The following is a 14,860-nucleotide window of genomic DNA, read 5'->3' on the forward strand; positions in this document are numbered from 1 at the left end:
ATGATGCAGATGTTCGAGGACCGGCTGCCACTGCCGGTACGTGACGCGGTCAGGCAGTGCCGGTCGCATGTGGTGGCCGCTCTGCTGTTCAGCGCGCTGGTCAACATCCTGTACCTCGCGCCGACGCTGTACATGATGCAGGTCTATGACCGGGTGGTGCCGACCGGGGGCGTCGTCACCTTGGTGATCCTGACGCTGGTGCTGGGGGCGGCGATCGCCACGATCGGGGTGCTCGAGTCCCTGCGGTCGCGGCTGATGGTCAAGGTGTCGCTGCGGCTCGACCAGCGCGTGTCGCGAGCGATCCTGGCGCGGCTGATCGAGCGCGGCCACACCCGGCAGCGCGACCCGACGACCGCACAGGCGATGCGCGAGTTCGACACGCTGCGGCAGGTGATCACCGCGCCGACGCTGGTCGGGATCTTCGATGCGCCCTGGACGCCGATCTATGTCTTGGCCGCGGTGCTGATCCATCCGCTGCTGGGGCTGTTCATCATCGCCGCGGGCGCGTGCCTCGCGGTGCTGACATGGATGTCCGAGCGGGGGACGCACGGGCTGATGAGCGTCGCGCACACCGCCAATGCCCGGTCGGCGATCGTCCAGGAGGATATCGCCCAGCAGGCCGAGCTCGTCCGCGCGCTGGGCATGGGCCGGGCGATGGTCGACCGGCAGATCGCCGAACGCAGCGACGGGCAGGCGGCGCTGGCCGCGGCGCAGATGGCGACCGCGCGCTATGCCGCGATCGCCAAGTTCATGCGGCTGTTCCTCCAGTCGCTGGCGCTGGGGCTCGCCGCGATCCTCGCGGTCCAGCGGCAGATCTCGGTCGGATCGATCATCGCCGCCTCGGTGCTGCTCAGCCGCGCGTTGCAGCCGGTCGAGCTGCTGATCGGCGGCTGGTCGAACCTGCAGAGCGCCAACGAGGCGCTGAAATCGCTGAAGCAGCTGTTCGACACGGACGCGGCGGCGGCACCCGCGACCGTCCTGCCGGCGCCGCTCGGCCGGATCACCGCGCGCAAGATCACCACGCGCAGCGCCGATGGCGCGGCGATGCTGCTCAAGGGCGTGAGCTTCGATCTGCAGGCGGGGCAGATGCTGGGCATCGTCGGGGCATCGGGGGCGGGCAAGACGACGCTGATCCGCATCCTCGCCGGGGGTATCGCGCCCGAATCCGGACAGGTGCTGCTCGACGGCGCGGACTCGATCCTCTGGGATGCGCAGCGGCTCGCGCGGTACCGCGGTTATGTGCCGCAGGAGCCCGGCTTCCTGACGGGCACGGTGGCGCAGAACATCGCCCGGTTCGTCGATCCGAACGCGGTGGACCCGGTCTCGTTCGACCGGCGGGTGATCGACGCGGCCAAGGTCGCGGGGTGCCACGCGCTGATCCTGTCGCTGCCCGGTGGCTATGACTGTCCGATCGGGCGCGGCGGGCTGGCGCTGTCGGCGGGGCAGCGGCAGCGGATCGCGCTGGCGCGGGCGATGTTCGACGACCCGCCGATCCTCCTGCTCGACGAACCCAATGCTGCGCTGGATGCGGAGGGCGAGGCGGCGCTCATGCGCGCGCTGGAGACCAGTCGCCAGCGCGGCGCGACGATCGTGATCGCGGCGCACCGCACCAGCGTGCTGGCCGCCGCGGATCGGCTGCTCGTCCTCAACGCCGGGTCGGTCGACTGCGAAGGTCCCTGCGAGGAAGTTCTGGCCGAGCTGGCGCGTCGCGCCGGCGGAAGCCGCGGCAATGTCGTCGGACTGAAGGGGGCGGTGTCATGAGCATGATCGACGATTCGGCGCGGGTTGAGATCCGGCGCGGCCTGCGCGTCGCGGCGCTGTTCTTCATCGGGCTGCTGGGGGGCGCGTCGATGATGCCGCTCGACGCCGGCGTCTATGCCCGCGGCGCGGTGATCGTGTCGGGCAAGCGGCAGGCGGTGCAGAATCGCGACGGCGGCATCGTCACGGCATTGCGCGCCGTCGAAGGCCAGAAGGTCGCGCGCGGGCAAGTGTTGCTGGAGATCGCGTCGGCGGACCTGCACGCGCTCGAACGCGGGATGACCGCCGAGCTGATGATGCTGTTCGCGCAGCGCGAACGCCTGCTCGCCGAACGCGACCGGCGCTCGGTGATGGCCGAGCCGGTCGAGTTCCGCGCGCTGCCGGCGGCGGACCGGGTGCTGGCGGAGGATGCGCTGCGCGGCCAGCGGTTGCTGCTGGCGGCGCGCCTGCGGACCGCGCAGACCGAGAAGGCGGTGTGGATGCGGCGCGCCCACGCCAATGCCGAACAGATTGGCGGGTTCGGCGAACAGATCGTGGCGAACCGCCGGCAACGCGCGCTGCTCGACGACGAGCTGACGGGGATGCGGGTCATCGCCGCCAAGGGCTTTGCCTCGATCAACCGGATCCGCGCGCTCGAGCGTACGCAGGCCGCGCTCGACGGCGAGCATGGCGCGCTGGGGGCACAGATCCTCCAGACGCGCGATGCGATCGGGGAAGCCGAACTGTCGGCCGCGGGCGTCGATCGTCGCCAGATCGAGGAGGTGGAGGGGAGCCTGCGCGATCTGCTGGTGCGGATGAACGAGCTGCAACCCAAATTGCTCGCGGCGCGCGAACAGCTCGCCCGCTCGATGGTGCGCGCGCCGGTCGCCGGCACGATCGTCGGCCCGACGATCTACACGATCGGCGGCGTGGTCTCGCCGGGGCAGACGCTGATGGAGATCGTCCCCGATCGCAGGGCGCTGGTGATTGAGGTGCAGGTCTCGCCCGACGATGCCGACGACATGCGCCCCGGCCAGACGACGCAGGTCCGCTTCACCGGATTCCACGACCGCGCGATGCCCGCGCTCGACGCCCGGATCGACACGGTGTCGGCGGACAGCTTTACCGAGGAGCGGACCGGCAACCGCTTCTTCCGGGCGGAGGCGTCGTTGCTGCCGGAAAGCTATCGGACGCTCGTCGCGCTCAAGGGGCCCGGCGCACTGACGCCGGGCATGCCCGCCGAGATCCTCGTCCCGCTCCGGAAACGGTCCGCGCTCGACTATCTGATCGGCCCGTTGAAGGAGAGCCTGTGGCGCGGCGGTCGTGAAGCCTGAGTGAGTGCGGGGTCAGGCGGCCAGCCCGTTCGCCTCGACATGCGCCGCGATGTCGCCGGCGGTGGTCCACCAGATGCGCGGATCGTTCGCCGCGCGGAGTTCGGTCAGTACGCGGGCCAGTGCGGGGACGCGGTGTGCCTGTCCCATGATATAGGGGTGGAGCGCGATGCCCAGGACGAGCGGACGCCGGTCGCATTCGGACAGCAGCTGTTCGACGCCGTCGCGGATCATGGCGGCGAACGTCGTCGCCTCCTGCTTGCGCGCGATGATCGCGGGCAGGTCGTTGATTTCCTGCGAATAGGGAATCGAGAGCAGTCCGCCATGAGAGGTGGCGAGCCGGGTCGGCTGGTCGTCATGTGCCCAGTCGAGGACATAGCGATAGCCGTTTTCGGCGAGCAGGTCCGGCGTGGCGTCGCTCTCCGAGATCCACGGCCCCAGCCAGCCGGTGGGACGCACCCCGAGTGTCGCCAGCCGCTCGGTCACGTCGGCGATCATCCGGGTCTCGTGCGGGTGCGCAAGGGATCCTTGCGCGGTCGCGTTGGTGCCGCCATGCGCCGCGATCTCGCCGCCGCGGTCGCGGCATGCCTCGGCGAGCCCGGGGCAGCGATCGAGGACGTCGGCGTTGAGCAGCGCGGTGGTGCGCAGGCCCAGCCGATCGAACAGATCGAACAATCGCCACGCCCCGACCCGGTTGCCATAATCGCGCCAGGCATAGTTCATCACGTCCGGGTCGGTCTGCGCGGGGGCCAGTTCCGGACCCAGCCCGCCGCCGAAATCGAACACCTCGTAATTCACCCCGAAATAGATGGCGAGGCGGCGGCCGTCGGGCCAGTCATAGTCCGGGCGGTCGACGATCGGGCGATAGGCGTAGCGGCCATGGTGCGAAGTACTCATCACGCTGGAACGCGTGAACCAGCCGATAGAATCACGCTAGCGCAGGTACTTATGCCACGAATGGTCGCGTGCCGACCGACGCCGCGCCGTCACGGCAGCCGATCGCGGCCGGAACGGCTCAGTCGCCAGCGATCGCCTGAAGGATGGCCTTGCCGTAATTCGTCTTCTGGAACAGCTCGCCGCGTGCACGCGCCTGATCGACGGTGATGAAGCCCTGCTGAAACGCGATCTCCTCGAGGCAGGCGACCTGGATACCCTGCCGGTTCTGGATCGTCCTGACGAACTCGCTCGCCTCGAGGAGCGAGTCATGCGTGCCGGTGTCGAGCCAGGCGTAGCCGCGGCCCATCTGTTCGACGAACAGGTCGCCCGCTTCCATGTAGATGCGGTTGAGATCGGTGATCTCGAGCTCACCGCGGGCAGAGGGCTTCAGGTCGCGCGCGAACTGGACGACGCGGTTGTCGTAGAAATACAGGCCGGTGACCGCATGGTGCGACTTGGGCTTTGCCGGCTTTTCCTCGAGGCTGACGGCCTTGCCGCCTTCGCCGAACTCGACCACGCCGTAGCGCTCGGGATCGTCGACGCGATAGGAGAACACCGTTGCGCCGCCCTTGCGCGCGACCGCGCTCGCCAGCAGGTCGGTCAGGTGCGCGCCAAAGAAGATGTTGTCGCCGAGCACGAGCGCGACATCGTCGTCGCCGATGAAGTCCGCGCCGATCGTGAACGCCTGGGCGAGGCCCTCGGGCCGGGGCTGTTCGGCATAGGAGATGGCGAGACCGAACGCAGATCCGTCCTCAAACAGGCGACGGTAATTGTCGATATATTCGGGGCTCGAGATGATCAGGATGTCGCGGATGCCGGCCAGCATCAGCACCGAAAGCGGATAGTAGATCATCGGCTTGTCGTAGACCGGCAACAGCTGCTTGTTCACGGCGAGCGTTGCCGGATGAAGCCGCGTGCCCGAACCGCCGGCGAGAATGATGCCCTTCATTGGGAGATGTCCTTCTTGGGGGCCCCGAGCAGTTCGTCGAGGATGTTGCCGAGCGCGGTCTGCCACGCGGGCGGATGGATGCCATAGTCGCGCGTGATCGCGTCATGGCTGAGCAGCGAGTTTGCCGGGCGCGTCGCAGGCGTCGGATAGTCGCTGGTCGGGATGCCATCGACCTCGGCGCTGGCCCCGCCCCGCGCGGCACTCTGCGCGAAGATCTCGCGTGCGAAGCCGGCCCAGGTGACCGCGCCGGCGTTGCTGAAATGATAGATGCCGGTGGGAGCGGCGGGATCCTCGACGAGCCGCATCGCGATCGTCGCGAGCGCCGCGGCGAGATCGGCCGCGGACGTCGGGCTGCCATGCTGGTCGTCGACCACGCGCAGGGTCGGGTTGGTCGCGCCGACGCGCAGCATCGTCTTGACGAAATTGTTGCCGTGCGCGCTGACCACCCAGGCGGTCCGGACGATCGCATGGCGTGCGCCCGAGGTGCGGACCGCGAGCTCGCCGCCAAGCTTGGACGCGCCATAGACGCCGAGCGGCGCGACCGGATCGGTGACCTCCCACGCGCCCTCGCGCGCGCCGTCGAAGACGTAATCGGTCGAGACCTGAACGATCGGGATGCCGGCCTTGGCGCAGGCTTCGGCAAACGCCGCGGGGGCCATCGCGTTGACCGCCCAGGCGGTGACGATGTCGCTCTCCGCCTTGTCGACCGCGGTATAGGCGCCGGCCGAGATCACCGCGGCCCAGGGCTCGCCGTCATGGCCGCCCGCGACCATCGCGGCGATCGCCGCGGTATCGCGCAGGTCGAGTTCGTCGATGTCGATCGCGGTGACCGCCCAGCCTTCGGGCCAGGCATAACGCTTGAGCTCGGTGCCGAGCTGGCCGTTGCCGCCGGTGACGAGGATCCGCTTCATACCGCCAGCTGCGGAAGCATCGCTCATACCGAAAGCCCGCGACGCTGGTCGGCCTTGTGCTCGGCGACGATCGCCTGCCACCAGTCCTGGTTGTCGAGATACCAGGCGACGGTCTTCTCGATGCCCGTCTCGAACGTCTCGGCGGGCTCCCAGCCGAGCTCGTCCTTGATCCGGGTCGCGTCGATCGCATAGCGCTTGTCGTGGCCGGGGCGGTCGGCGACATAGGTGATCTGCGTCGCGTAAGGCTGGCCATCGGCGCGCGGGCGGAGGCGATCAAGGATCGTGCAGACAGTCTTCACGACCTCGAGATTCTGCTTCTCGTTGTTTCCGCCGACATTGTAGGTCCGGCCGGGCTCACCCTTTTCGAACACCGCGTGGAGCGCGCGGACATGATCCTCGACATACAGCCAGTCGCGGACCTGATCGCCCTTGCCGTAGACGGGCAGGTCGGCGCCCGCGAGCGCCTTGACGATCATCAGCGGGATCAGCTTTTCGGGGAAGTGATACGGCCCGTAATTGTTGGAGCAGTTGGTGATCAGCACCGGCAGGCCGAAGGTGTGGCCCCAGGCGCTGACGAGGTGATCCGACCCCGCCTTCGACGCCGAATAGGGCGAACGCGGATCATAGGGCGTCTCTTCGGTGAACAGCCCGGTCTCGCCGAGCGAGCCGTACACCTCGTCGGTCGAGATATGGTGGAAGCGGAACGCCGCCTTCGCGTTGTCGCCGAGCGACAGCCAATAGGCGCGCGCCTCGCTCAGCATCGTGAAGGTGCCGACGACGTTGGTCTGGACGAACGCGCCGGGGCCGTCGATCGAGCGGTCGACATGGCTCTCGGCCGCGAGATGCGTGATCACGTCGGGCTTGAACCCGGCGATCGCGGCGCGGACCGCGTCCGCATCGCAGATGTCGCCCTGGACGAAGTGGTAGCGGTTGGAATCCGTGACGCGCTCGACCGTCGTCAGCGTGCCCGCATAGGTCAGCTTGTCGAAGTTGAGCACTTCATGGTCGGTGTTTTCGATCAGATGACGGACGAGCGCCGACCCGATGAAACCGGCCCCGCCGGTGACGAAAATGCGCATATGTTATCCTTCAGGCCAGGGGCGCGAGCGGGCGGCCGTCATAGGGGAAAGGGCTGTCGAAATCGGCGAGCAGGGGCTGGATCGTGTCCTTGGCCGAAAGCTCGGGCGTCGATCCGGCGGGCATCGGCCAGTCGATGCCGATCGCAGCGTCGTCCCAGCGGATGCCGCCGTCATGATCCGGCGCATAGGTATCCGAGCATTTGTACGTGACTTCGCAATCGGGCTCGAGCGTCAGGAAGCCGTGCGCGAAGCCGATCGGGATGAAGAGCTGATCGCCGTTCTCGGCCGAGAGTTCGGCCCCGACCCACTGGCCATAGGTCGGAGAGTCGCGCCGGATGTCGACGGCGACATCGAAGATGCGCCCGCGGATGCAGCGGACCAGCTTGTCCTGTCCCCGCGGCGGCGTCTGAAAATGAAGACCGCGCAGGGTAAAGACGGGCACGGACAAGGAGTGATTGTCCTGCACAAAACTGCAGCTGATGCCGCGGTTCTCAAAGGCTGGAACCGAGTAAACCTCGGTGAACCAACCCCGTGCATCGCCGTAGCGCTTCGGTCTAATCAACTGAACGGGGCCATCTGTCATGGCCGACCGGATAGAAACTTGCTTGACGAACGGCAATGCAGGATATGCGATGCATCAGGTTTTTTAGGGTAACCGGCGCGCGTTTGCGGCTGACATGAGTGTGCGCTATCGGCGCATTTTCCATATCGGTAGCACTGGGCGCCCGTGAAGTTGAGCATTGGAGCAAGCGTGGCTAGTCATTCCCGGTCCGCGCATACGTACGACGCCGGCGGGCGTGGCCGATCACGCGGTCGGGGATCGCGTCCAAAGACCCTATCGTGGCCAAGTGCCGATGCCTGGGTCGCCTGCCTGTTCGTCGTGATCTGCTTCCTGTTCGGCGGGAATTCGAAGTTTCAACTTCTCGCAGATGTCGTCCTTCGCCTCGTCTCGATCCTGGTAATCGGCTATGCGCTGGTGCGCATGACGCCGGGTGATCGCCGCCGTGCGCGTCCGTTTGCATGGGCGATTCTGGCGTTCGGCGCGCTGATGGCGGCGCAGTTGATCCCGCTTCCCCCGGCGCTATGGAATGCCATGCCGGGCCATGGCTTCTACCGGGATGCGCTGACCACCGTCGGGCTGGCGGACGAGTGGCGGCCGTGGTCGATGTCGCCCGACCTGACGCTGAACAGCCTGTTCGCGCTGTTCCCGCTGCTGGCGGCGGCGCTGCTGTTCGCGGTGCTGAACGATGACGGTCGCCGCTGGGTGCTGGATACGCTGCTTGCCTGCCTGGCGATCGCCGCGCTGCTGGGCATGCTCCAGCTCGTGTCGGGCAGCTATTACGTCTATCCGCACAACAACGAGGGGACCGGGGTCGGGTTCTTCGCCAATCGCAACCACCAGGCGTTGTTCCTCGCGATCGGCATGATCCTGATATTCGGCCGGTGGCAGCTAGCGGAGCATCGCAGTGCGCTGCCGCGTGTCGCGGCGATGCTGGGCGCGGTGCTGCTGCTGTTCCCGGTGCTGATCGTGACCGGATCGCGGGCGGGACTGGTGGCCGGCCTGATCGCGTTCGCGGCGGGGGGCGCGGTGTTCGCGCGCAGCCTCATCGCGGGGCAGATCGGGTGGAAGCGCCTGGCGATTCCGGTGGCGGGGCTGACCGTCGCCGGACTGGCGCTGGCCGTCGGGGCCATGTCGTCGCGTCAGGTCGTCGTGCAGCGATTGTTCGAAACGCGCTCGACCATTGGCACGACGGAATTGCGGACTGCCAATCTGCCGGCGCTGGTTGAAACGACAAAGACATTCTTCCCGCTTGGTGCAGGATTCGGCACCTTCGATGCAGTGTTCCGGCGATTCGAATCCAACACGTTGCTTCGTCCGACATATTTCAATCATGCCCATAGCGAGCCCATCGAAATCCTGATCGAGGGCGGGCTGCCGGCTGCGCTACTAATGATCGGTCTACTGGTCTGGCTCGCCCGCCGCAGCAGTATTCTGGTATCGTCGCGCAGGAGATCGTTGATCGTCGTGCTGTCGCAGGTTGGAGTTCTGGGGCTGATCCTGCTGATGCTCGGATCGCTCGTCGATTATCCAATGCGGACGCCGTTCCTCGGTGTCCTTGCGGTTCTCTTCCTGACATGGGCGAGCGGCGAGCGCGACGAGACTGGAATTGCCTGAGTGGCCCTTGGCACCGTTGACCACATGGGGTAACGCGGCGCCATTCAACAAGCGAGAATTTATATAGTGATGCGGCGTTTTTTGATCGCGGTCCTTGCCGCGTCCTCCCTCACAGCGTGCGTCCGGGACGATCCGCCCCTGATGCCCGGCTCGCATCTGGTCGTGACCAAGGACACGGACCTGCCCGCGCCGTCCGGGGGTGATATCGTCCGCTCGTCACGCGAATATCGGATCGCGCCGTTCGACCAGCTGAAGATCAGCGTCTTTGGCGTCGACGAACTCAACCAGACCATTCGTGCGGATTCGGGGGGCAATATCTCGCTGCCGCTCGCGGGTACGATCAAGAGCGCCGGCCTGACGCTGGAGGAATTCAGCGCCCTGCTGCGGACGCGTCTCGCGCAATATATCCGCACGCCGCAGGTCGCCGTGAACCTCGAGGAAACGACCAGCCAGAGCGTCACCGTCTACGGGCAGGTGCAGCAGCCGGGTCAGTTCCCGATCATGGGCAAGATGACGCTGCTCCGCGCGATCGCGCTCGCCAAGGGCGCCAGCGACGTCGCCAATCTCGAGGAAGTCGTCGTGTTCCGTACGATCAACGGCCAGGACATGGCGGCACTCTACAATCTGGAAGCCATCCGCCGCGGCACCTATCCCGATCCCGACATCTACGCGAGCGACGTGATCGCGGTCGGCGATTCTTCGAGCCGACGGTTGTTCCGCGATATCCTGCAGGCATCGCCTCTGCTGGTTACGCCGATCGTCGTTCTGCTTCAGCGTCTGTAGGAGCAGCGTTTCATGAATGCTTCCGAATCGAATTCGCACGATGGCTTTGCCGTGGCCAGCCGTGACGAGCATCTGGCGGTAACCACCAGCCGGACGCCGATGCTGACCCAGTATCTGATGATGGCGGTGCGTCGGAAATGGACGATCGTCGGCGCCATCGTCGTCTGCCTTGCGGCGGCGATCCTGATCACGCTGCTCGCCACGCCGAAATACACGGCCGTGACGCAGATCGAGATCAACCGCGAGGGTGCGCGCATCCTCAACAATGTCGAGAATGTGGAGCCGGAAACGAGCACCGCCGACCAGGAATTCTACCAGACGCAGTACACGATCCTCGAGTCGCGGGCGATGGCGGACCGGGTCGTCCGCAAGTTGCGCCTTGCCGACAACCAGCAGTTTTTCGAGACGATGCGCGCATCGACGATCGCCGACAGCTTCACCAACGGCCGGTCGAGCCTGTCGCGCGCCGCGCGCGAGGATGCGGCAGCGCATATCCTGACCGCCAATGTGTCGGTCGAGGGCATCCGCACGTCGCGTCTGGTCAACATCGAATGGACGAGCCCCGACCCGACGCTGTCCGCGCAGGTCGCGAGCACCTGGGGCACCAGCTTCATCGAGTATAATCTCGAGCGTCGCTACGATGCGACCGCCTATGCACGTACGTTCCTCGAGGGTCGGCTTGTCCAGTTGCGCCAGCGTCTCGAACAGTCCGAGCGCCAGCTCGTCAGCTATGCGCAGAACCAGGCCATCGTCAGCCTGCCGATCGGTGCATCGGACGCATCCGGCAAGGTCGCCGAGCGCTCGCTGACGGTCGATCGCCTCGGCGCGCTCAACACCGCGCTGTCGGAGGCAACTGCCGATCGTATCCGTGCCGAGAGCCGCATCGAAGGCAGCCGGTCGAGCGCGAGTTCGGAGCAGCTGAGCAACGCGACGATCAACAGCCTGCGCCAGCGTCGCGCCGAGCTGTCGGCGGATTACGCCCGACTGATGACGCAGTTCTCGCCCGACTATCCGCCCGCCAAGGCGCTGTCGGCGCAGCTGTCCGCGATCAACGCGAGCCTGTCGCGCGAGGAGTCGCGGGTGACCGGCGGACTGCAGAACGTGTACCGCGATGCGCAGCAGCGTGAGAACCTGTTGCAGAAGCAGGTCGACGCGTTGCGGGTCCAGTTCCTCGACCAGCGCCGCAGCGGCATCCAGTACAACATCTTCCAGCGTGAGGTGGACACGAACCGTCAGCTTTATGACGGCCTGTTGCAGCGTCTGAAGGAGATCGGTGTCGCCGCGGGTTCGAGCGAGAACAACATCTCGGTGATCGACACCGCGCAGATCCCGACGCGTCCGTCCTATCCGCGGCCGTTGTTGAACCTGCTGGCCGGGCTTGGCCTTGGTATTCTCAGCGGTCTCGCACTGGCCTTTGCCCGTGAGCAGATCGACGAGACGATCGCCGATCCGGCGGACTTCGAGCGGCGCATCGGCCTGCCGATGCTCGGCGGGGTCCCCAATGTCCGCAGCGCGCACCCGCTGGAGGATCTTCGCGATCCGAAATCGGGGCTCACGGAAGCCTATCTGTCGATCCAGGCCAGCCTGTTGTTCTCGACCGACCACGGGCTGCCGCGATCGCTGGCCGTTACCAGCACCCGGCCGGCAGAGGGCAAGTCGACCACGGCGCACGCCTTTGCCTATGTCATCGGCCGGTCCGGTTCGCGCACGCTGCTGATTGATGCCGACATGCGGTCGCCGTCGCTGCATGCCGACCTGTCCATTCCGAACGAGATCGGCCTCAGCGCCGTCCTGTCGGGGCTGGTCGATGTCGGTGAGGCGATCAACAAGGTCGACGGGCTGTCCTTCGACGTGATGACCGCGGGCAAGTCGCCGCCCAACGCCGCCGAACTGCTGCGTGGCCACCTGTTCACCGACCTGCTGCGTCAGCTTGGCGAGCGTTATGACTGCGTCGTGATCGATTGCCCGCCGGTCATGGGGCTGGCGGATGCGCCGATCATCGCCAGCGTCGCCGAGAGCACGGTCTTCGTGATGGAGGCCCGCGGCATCAAGGCACGCCTCGCGCTGATCGCGATCGATCGTCTGCACCAGGCACGGGCGCGCCTGACGGGCGCGGTGATGACCAAGCTGCCGCTCAACAATGGCGGTTACGGCTATGGTTACGACTATGGCTATGGCTATGGCAGAAGGACCGACGACTGATGCCGAAACGGCGTTCGTTATCGTTGACCCTGCCAAAGACATCGGAGTGGCCACGCTGGGTGATCGGGCTCTGGCTGGTCGTTCTGATCGGCAGTGCGGTAGCGGTCGTCTGTTCAGGCGTCGCGGCGGGGCTTCGCAACCGGCGTCCCGCCATCGCGCTGCAGTTCGCTCCCGGCGATGCGCGTGCGCTGTCGCGGATGGCGGATACGAGCCTGCTGGTCGAGGACGGGCAGCTCCGCGACCCGAGCGAGCCCCGGCGCTATGCGCGCGCCGCGCTCGCCCGCGATGCCACGCTGCCGGCATCGTGGCGCGTGCTGGGACTGACCGCGCCGGATGGTTCGGCCTTGTCGGTCAAACTGCTCGAAACCGCCGAACGGCTGTCCCGGCGGGACGCACCGACCCAATTGGCGCTGATCGAACTTGCGGTCGGTCGTGGCGACATCCTCGGCGCGCTGGCTCATTATGACATCCTCCTCCGCATCTCGAGCGCCTATGATGCGGTGCTGTTCCCCGTCCTCGTCGGTGCGAGCACCGAGCCGCAGATCCGTCAGGTGCTGGGTCAGCAACTGCTTCGCGCGCCGATGTGGCGGCGTCGGTTCCTGGCATACATGGTGAACGCCGCGACGCCCTATCCGGTGCAGGCTGACCTGTTTTCCGCGATCGCGAAGGGCGGCAAGGCGTTTCCCGACAGCGACATCGTCGCGTCGCAGGCGACCAACAGCGCGCTTGGCGGCAACTATGCGATCGCACGCCATCTGTACGGCCTGGTCGCACCGGGCGAGGTCACGCAGCGCCTGCGCAATGGCGGTTTCGACAAGGATGGCGGCGTGCCGCCGTTCGACTGGCAATATGACAGCGACGGCGCGTTGACCGTTGCGGTTGCATCCTTTGGTCCGGGTCGGCGACTAGAGATCATCAGCGAGCGCGGCGACGGCGCGCGCGCGGCACGGCAGCTGTTGTTCCTGGCACCCGGCCGCTATCGGCTCGCGGCACAGGTCGGCGCGATCGAGGGGGAGCCTGCGGGGCGCCCGTACATGACGATGACCTGCGCCGATGCCGGAACCCCGCTCCTGACGGTCGATACGCAGCCCAAGGCACGTCGCGTGGCCGGGATGGTCAGCGTGCCGAATGGCTGCGCCGTCCAGTGGCTCGAGCTCGGTATGCGGCAGGATCCGAATGGCGCGCGCGCCGCGGCCTGGGTCGACGGCGTCGCCATCGACCGCGTCGGCGGCTGAGCGCAGCTCGCTGCCGGCGCTGCAATAGCGCCTGTACTGCATAAAGGGAAACGGCGCCTGACGCGGCCGCGGTAAGCGCCGGGCGTGGCGGCAGGGGGCGGCTGGTCGCCATATGACGGCGTTATCCGTCCCGGATCACCTAGCGGCTGTTTGAATGCCTGGGACGTGGCCGTCGGCAAGCTGAGTGCCGGGGGCCCGGACCGGATTTGCGTCTCCGGTCGATCGTAGGAAACTGTGGCGGAGCAGGGCGCGAAACGCCCCGCTCCGCCTGCCGACATCAGCCGACGGTCACGGTCTCGAGCTGTGGCAGCGGGAACACCAGAGTCTGTCCCTTGAACGCAGCCGAGCCTTCGAAGAACGCGCGGAAGTGCCACGGAAGCACGATCAGGTAATCGGGCGACTGACCGAGAAGATCGGTTTCGGCGACGATCGGCAGGAACGTCCCCGGCGTGAACTTGCCATACTTCTCCGGGTTCACCTCACCGACGGCGACGACGCGGTCGGGGGTCAGATCGCAATATTGCAGCAGCACATTGCCCTTGGTCGACGCGCCGATCGCCGCGACGGTCTTGTTCTCCGACCGCGCGCGATCGAGGAATTCGAGCAGTGCGGTGCGCGATGCCGCAACGCGCTCGGCAAAGGCGTTGAACGGTTCGAGCGTGTCGAGACCGGCTGCGGCCTCGCGGTCGAGGATCGTCTGCACGGCCGGATCGATCGCCTCGCCATCCTTGGCGCGACGGACGGTCACCGAGAAGCTGCCGCCGTTGACGTCGTTGAACTCGACATCGGCGATATGCAGACCGACGCGCTCCGCCATCCACTGGATCTGGCGCAGCGCGTAGAATTCGAGATGCTCGTGGCAGACCGTGTCGTAGGAATTGGTCTCGAGCATCAGCGGCATGTAGCTCTGCTCGAACACCCAGACCCCGTCGTCGGCCAGAATCTCGTGGACCTGGCGCATGAACTCCATGGGCGCCTCGAGGTCGTAGAACATTGAGAAGGATGTGACGACCTTCGCCTTGCGACCCGGAAACCGCTCCTTGACGAGCGCCGACGAGAAAAAGTCGGGGATGAGGTCGACATAGTCGGGGTAATATTCGCGGAACTTGGTGCCCGTCGGATCGACGCCAACCAGCGTCAGGCCGACATCGCCATAGGCCTGGAGCGTGGTGCTGTCGTTGCTACCGATGTCGACGATCAGGTCGCCGGGGGCGAGTTCGACCATAGAGCGGATATGCGCGACCTTGCGCTTGAGATGCGCGACCATGCTGGCGTTCAGACCCGAGCGATAGCCGTAATTGTCGCCGTACATCTCGCCGAGATCATAGCTGTGCGCGAGCTGCAACAGGCCGCAGCAGCCGTCCTTGCCGAAGCACTTGACGAGCTGCAACGGACCGGTGGTGACGTCCTGGTCGGTGCTCGCGGGGAAAACGCCGGTCAGCATCTGCTCGCCGAGGTCGAGCACGAGTTCGAGGTTGGTGTTGCCGCAAATGCGGCATGCGTTGGCTTTATGGTACATCG

12 protein-coding genes are annotated in these 14,860 nt (G+C 66.5%); 6 read left to right on the top strand and 6 right to left on the bottom strand.

What is annotated here, in order from left to right; all coding sequences use genetic code 11:
• Nucleotides 1-1,761: a type I secretion system permease/ATPase gene (locus FHY04_RS14495; protein WP_183936946.1), complete on the top strand. Its 1,761-nt coding sequence runs from the start codon at nucleotides 1-3 to the stop codon at nucleotides 1,759-1,761.
• A complete protein-coding gene (locus tag FHY04_RS14500; protein WP_183936947.1) occupies nucleotides 1,758-3,071 on the top strand; it encodes an HlyD family type I secretion periplasmic adaptor subunit in 1,314 nt (437 codons plus the stop codon). Before FHY04_RS14495 ends, FHY04_RS14500 begins: the two co-directional genes overlap by 4 nt.
• Nucleotides 3,072-3,083: 12 nt before the next feature.
• On the opposite strand, the gene FHY04_RS14505 is transcribed toward FHY04_RS14500, so the two are convergent.
• From FHY04_RS14505 to rfbC, 5 genes are all read right to left on the bottom strand, one after another.
• Nucleotides 3,084-3,965, bottom strand: a complete 882-nt coding sequence (locus tag FHY04_RS14505) for a polysaccharide deacetylase family protein (protein ID WP_183936948.1) — start codon at nucleotides 3,963-3,965, stop codon at nucleotides 3,084-3,086.
• A 118-nt stretch (nucleotides 3,966-4,083) separates the two neighbouring features.
• Nucleotides 4,084-4,953, bottom strand: coding sequence for a glucose-1-phosphate thymidylyltransferase RfbA (gene rfbA, locus FHY04_RS14510; RefSeq protein ID WP_183936949.1), 870 nt, complete (start codon nucleotides 4,951-4,953; stop codon nucleotides 4,084-4,086).
• On the bottom strand, nucleotides 4,950-5,891 hold the full coding sequence (rfbD, locus tag FHY04_RS14515) for a dTDP-4-dehydrorhamnose reductase (protein WP_260171529.1): 942 nt from the start codon (nucleotides 5,889-5,891) through the stop codon (nucleotides 4,950-4,952). Before rfbD ends, rfbA begins: the two co-directional genes overlap by 4 nt.
• A complete protein-coding gene (rfbB, locus tag FHY04_RS14520) occupies nucleotides 5,888-6,943 on the bottom strand; it encodes a dTDP-glucose 4,6-dehydratase (protein WP_183936950.1) in 1,056 nt (351 codons plus the stop codon). Before rfbB ends, rfbD begins: the two co-directional genes overlap by 4 nt.
• Before the next feature lie 10 nt (nucleotides 6,944-6,953).
• Nucleotides 6,954-7,562, bottom strand: coding sequence for a dTDP-4-dehydrorhamnose 3,5-epimerase (gene rfbC, locus FHY04_RS14525; protein WP_311725004.1), 609 nt, complete (start codon nucleotides 7,560-7,562; stop codon nucleotides 6,954-6,956).
• Nucleotides 7,563-7,694: 132 nt separating this feature from the next.
• On the opposite strand from rfbC, the gene FHY04_RS22955 reads away from it, so the two are divergent.
• The 4 genes from FHY04_RS22955 to FHY04_RS14545 all read left to right on the top strand — a co-directional run bounded on the left by FHY04_RS22955 (nucleotide 7,695) and on the right by FHY04_RS14545 (nucleotide 13,339).
• A complete protein-coding gene (locus tag FHY04_RS22955) occupies nucleotides 7,695-9,119 on the top strand; it encodes an O-antigen ligase (protein WP_183936951.1) in 1,425 nt (474 codons plus the stop codon).
• 162 nt (nucleotides 9,120-9,281) lie between these two features.
• On the top strand, nucleotides 9,282-9,902 hold the full coding sequence (locus FHY04_RS14535; protein WP_311725006.1) for a polysaccharide biosynthesis/export family protein: 621 nt from the start codon (nucleotides 9,282-9,284) through the stop codon (nucleotides 9,900-9,902).
• 12 nt (nucleotides 9,903-9,914) lie between these two features.
• Nucleotides 9,915-12,104, top strand: coding sequence for a GumC family protein (locus tag FHY04_RS14540; RefSeq protein ID WP_183936953.1), 2,190 nt, complete (start codon nucleotides 9,915-9,917; stop codon nucleotides 12,102-12,104).
• Between the two features lie 59 nt (nucleotides 12,105-12,163).
• Nucleotides 12,164-13,339 carry a hypothetical protein gene (locus tag FHY04_RS14545; RefSeq protein WP_183936954.1) on the top strand — a complete coding sequence of 392 codons (1,176 nt, stop codon included), beginning with the start codon at nucleotides 12,164-12,166 and terminating at the stop codon, nucleotides 13,337-13,339.
• A 277-nt stretch (nucleotides 13,340-13,616) separates the two neighbouring features.
• Here FHY04_RS14545 and FHY04_RS14550 read toward each other — a convergent pair whose 3' ends face one another.
• Nucleotides 13,617-14,858, bottom strand: coding sequence for a class I SAM-dependent methyltransferase (locus tag FHY04_RS14550; RefSeq protein ID WP_183936955.1), 1,242 nt, complete (start codon nucleotides 14,856-14,858; stop codon nucleotides 13,617-13,619).
• Nucleotides 14,859-14,860: the final 2 nt, after the last annotated feature.

It is taken from the genome of Sphingomonas sp. BK481, from assembly GCF_014194875.1.
In the GTDB taxonomy this organism is placed as follows: domain Bacteria; phylum Pseudomonadota; class Alphaproteobacteria; order Sphingomonadales; family Sphingomonadaceae; genus Sphingomonas; species Sphingomonas aerolata.

What these genes read in the sequence shown, in the direction of transcription:
- FHY04_RS14495 (WP_183936946.1), top strand. Translation starts at nt 1, where the DNA reads ATGATGCAGATGTTCGAGGACCGGCTGCCACTGCCGGTACGTGACGCG.
- FHY04_RS14500 (WP_183936947.1), top strand. Translation starts at nt 1,758, where the DNA reads ATGAGCATGATCGACGATTCGGCGCGGGTTGAGATCCGGCGCGGCCTG.
- FHY04_RS14505 (WP_183936948.1), bottom strand. Translation starts at nt 3,965, where the DNA reads ATGAGTACTTCGCACCATGGCCGCTACGCCTATCGCCCGATCGTCGAC.
- rfbA (WP_183936949.1), bottom strand. Translation starts at nt 4,953, where the DNA reads ATGAAGGGCATCATTCTCGCCGGCGGTTCGGGCACGCGGCTTCATCCG.
- rfbD (WP_260171529.1), bottom strand. Translation starts at nt 5,891, where the DNA reads ATGAGCGATGCTTCCGCAGCTGGCGGTATGAAGCGGATCCTCGTCACC.
- rfbB (WP_183936950.1), bottom strand. Translation starts at nt 6,943, where the DNA reads ATGCGCATTTTCGTCACCGGCGGGGCCGGTTTCATCGGGTCGGCGCTC.
- FHY04_RS14540 (WP_183936953.1), top strand. Translation starts at nt 9,915, where the DNA reads ATGAATGCTTCCGAATCGAATTCGCACGATGGCTTTGCCGTGGCCAGC.
- FHY04_RS14550 (WP_183936955.1), bottom strand. Translation starts at nt 14,858, where the DNA reads ATGTACCATAAAGCCAACGCATGCCGCATTTGCGGCAACACCAACCTC.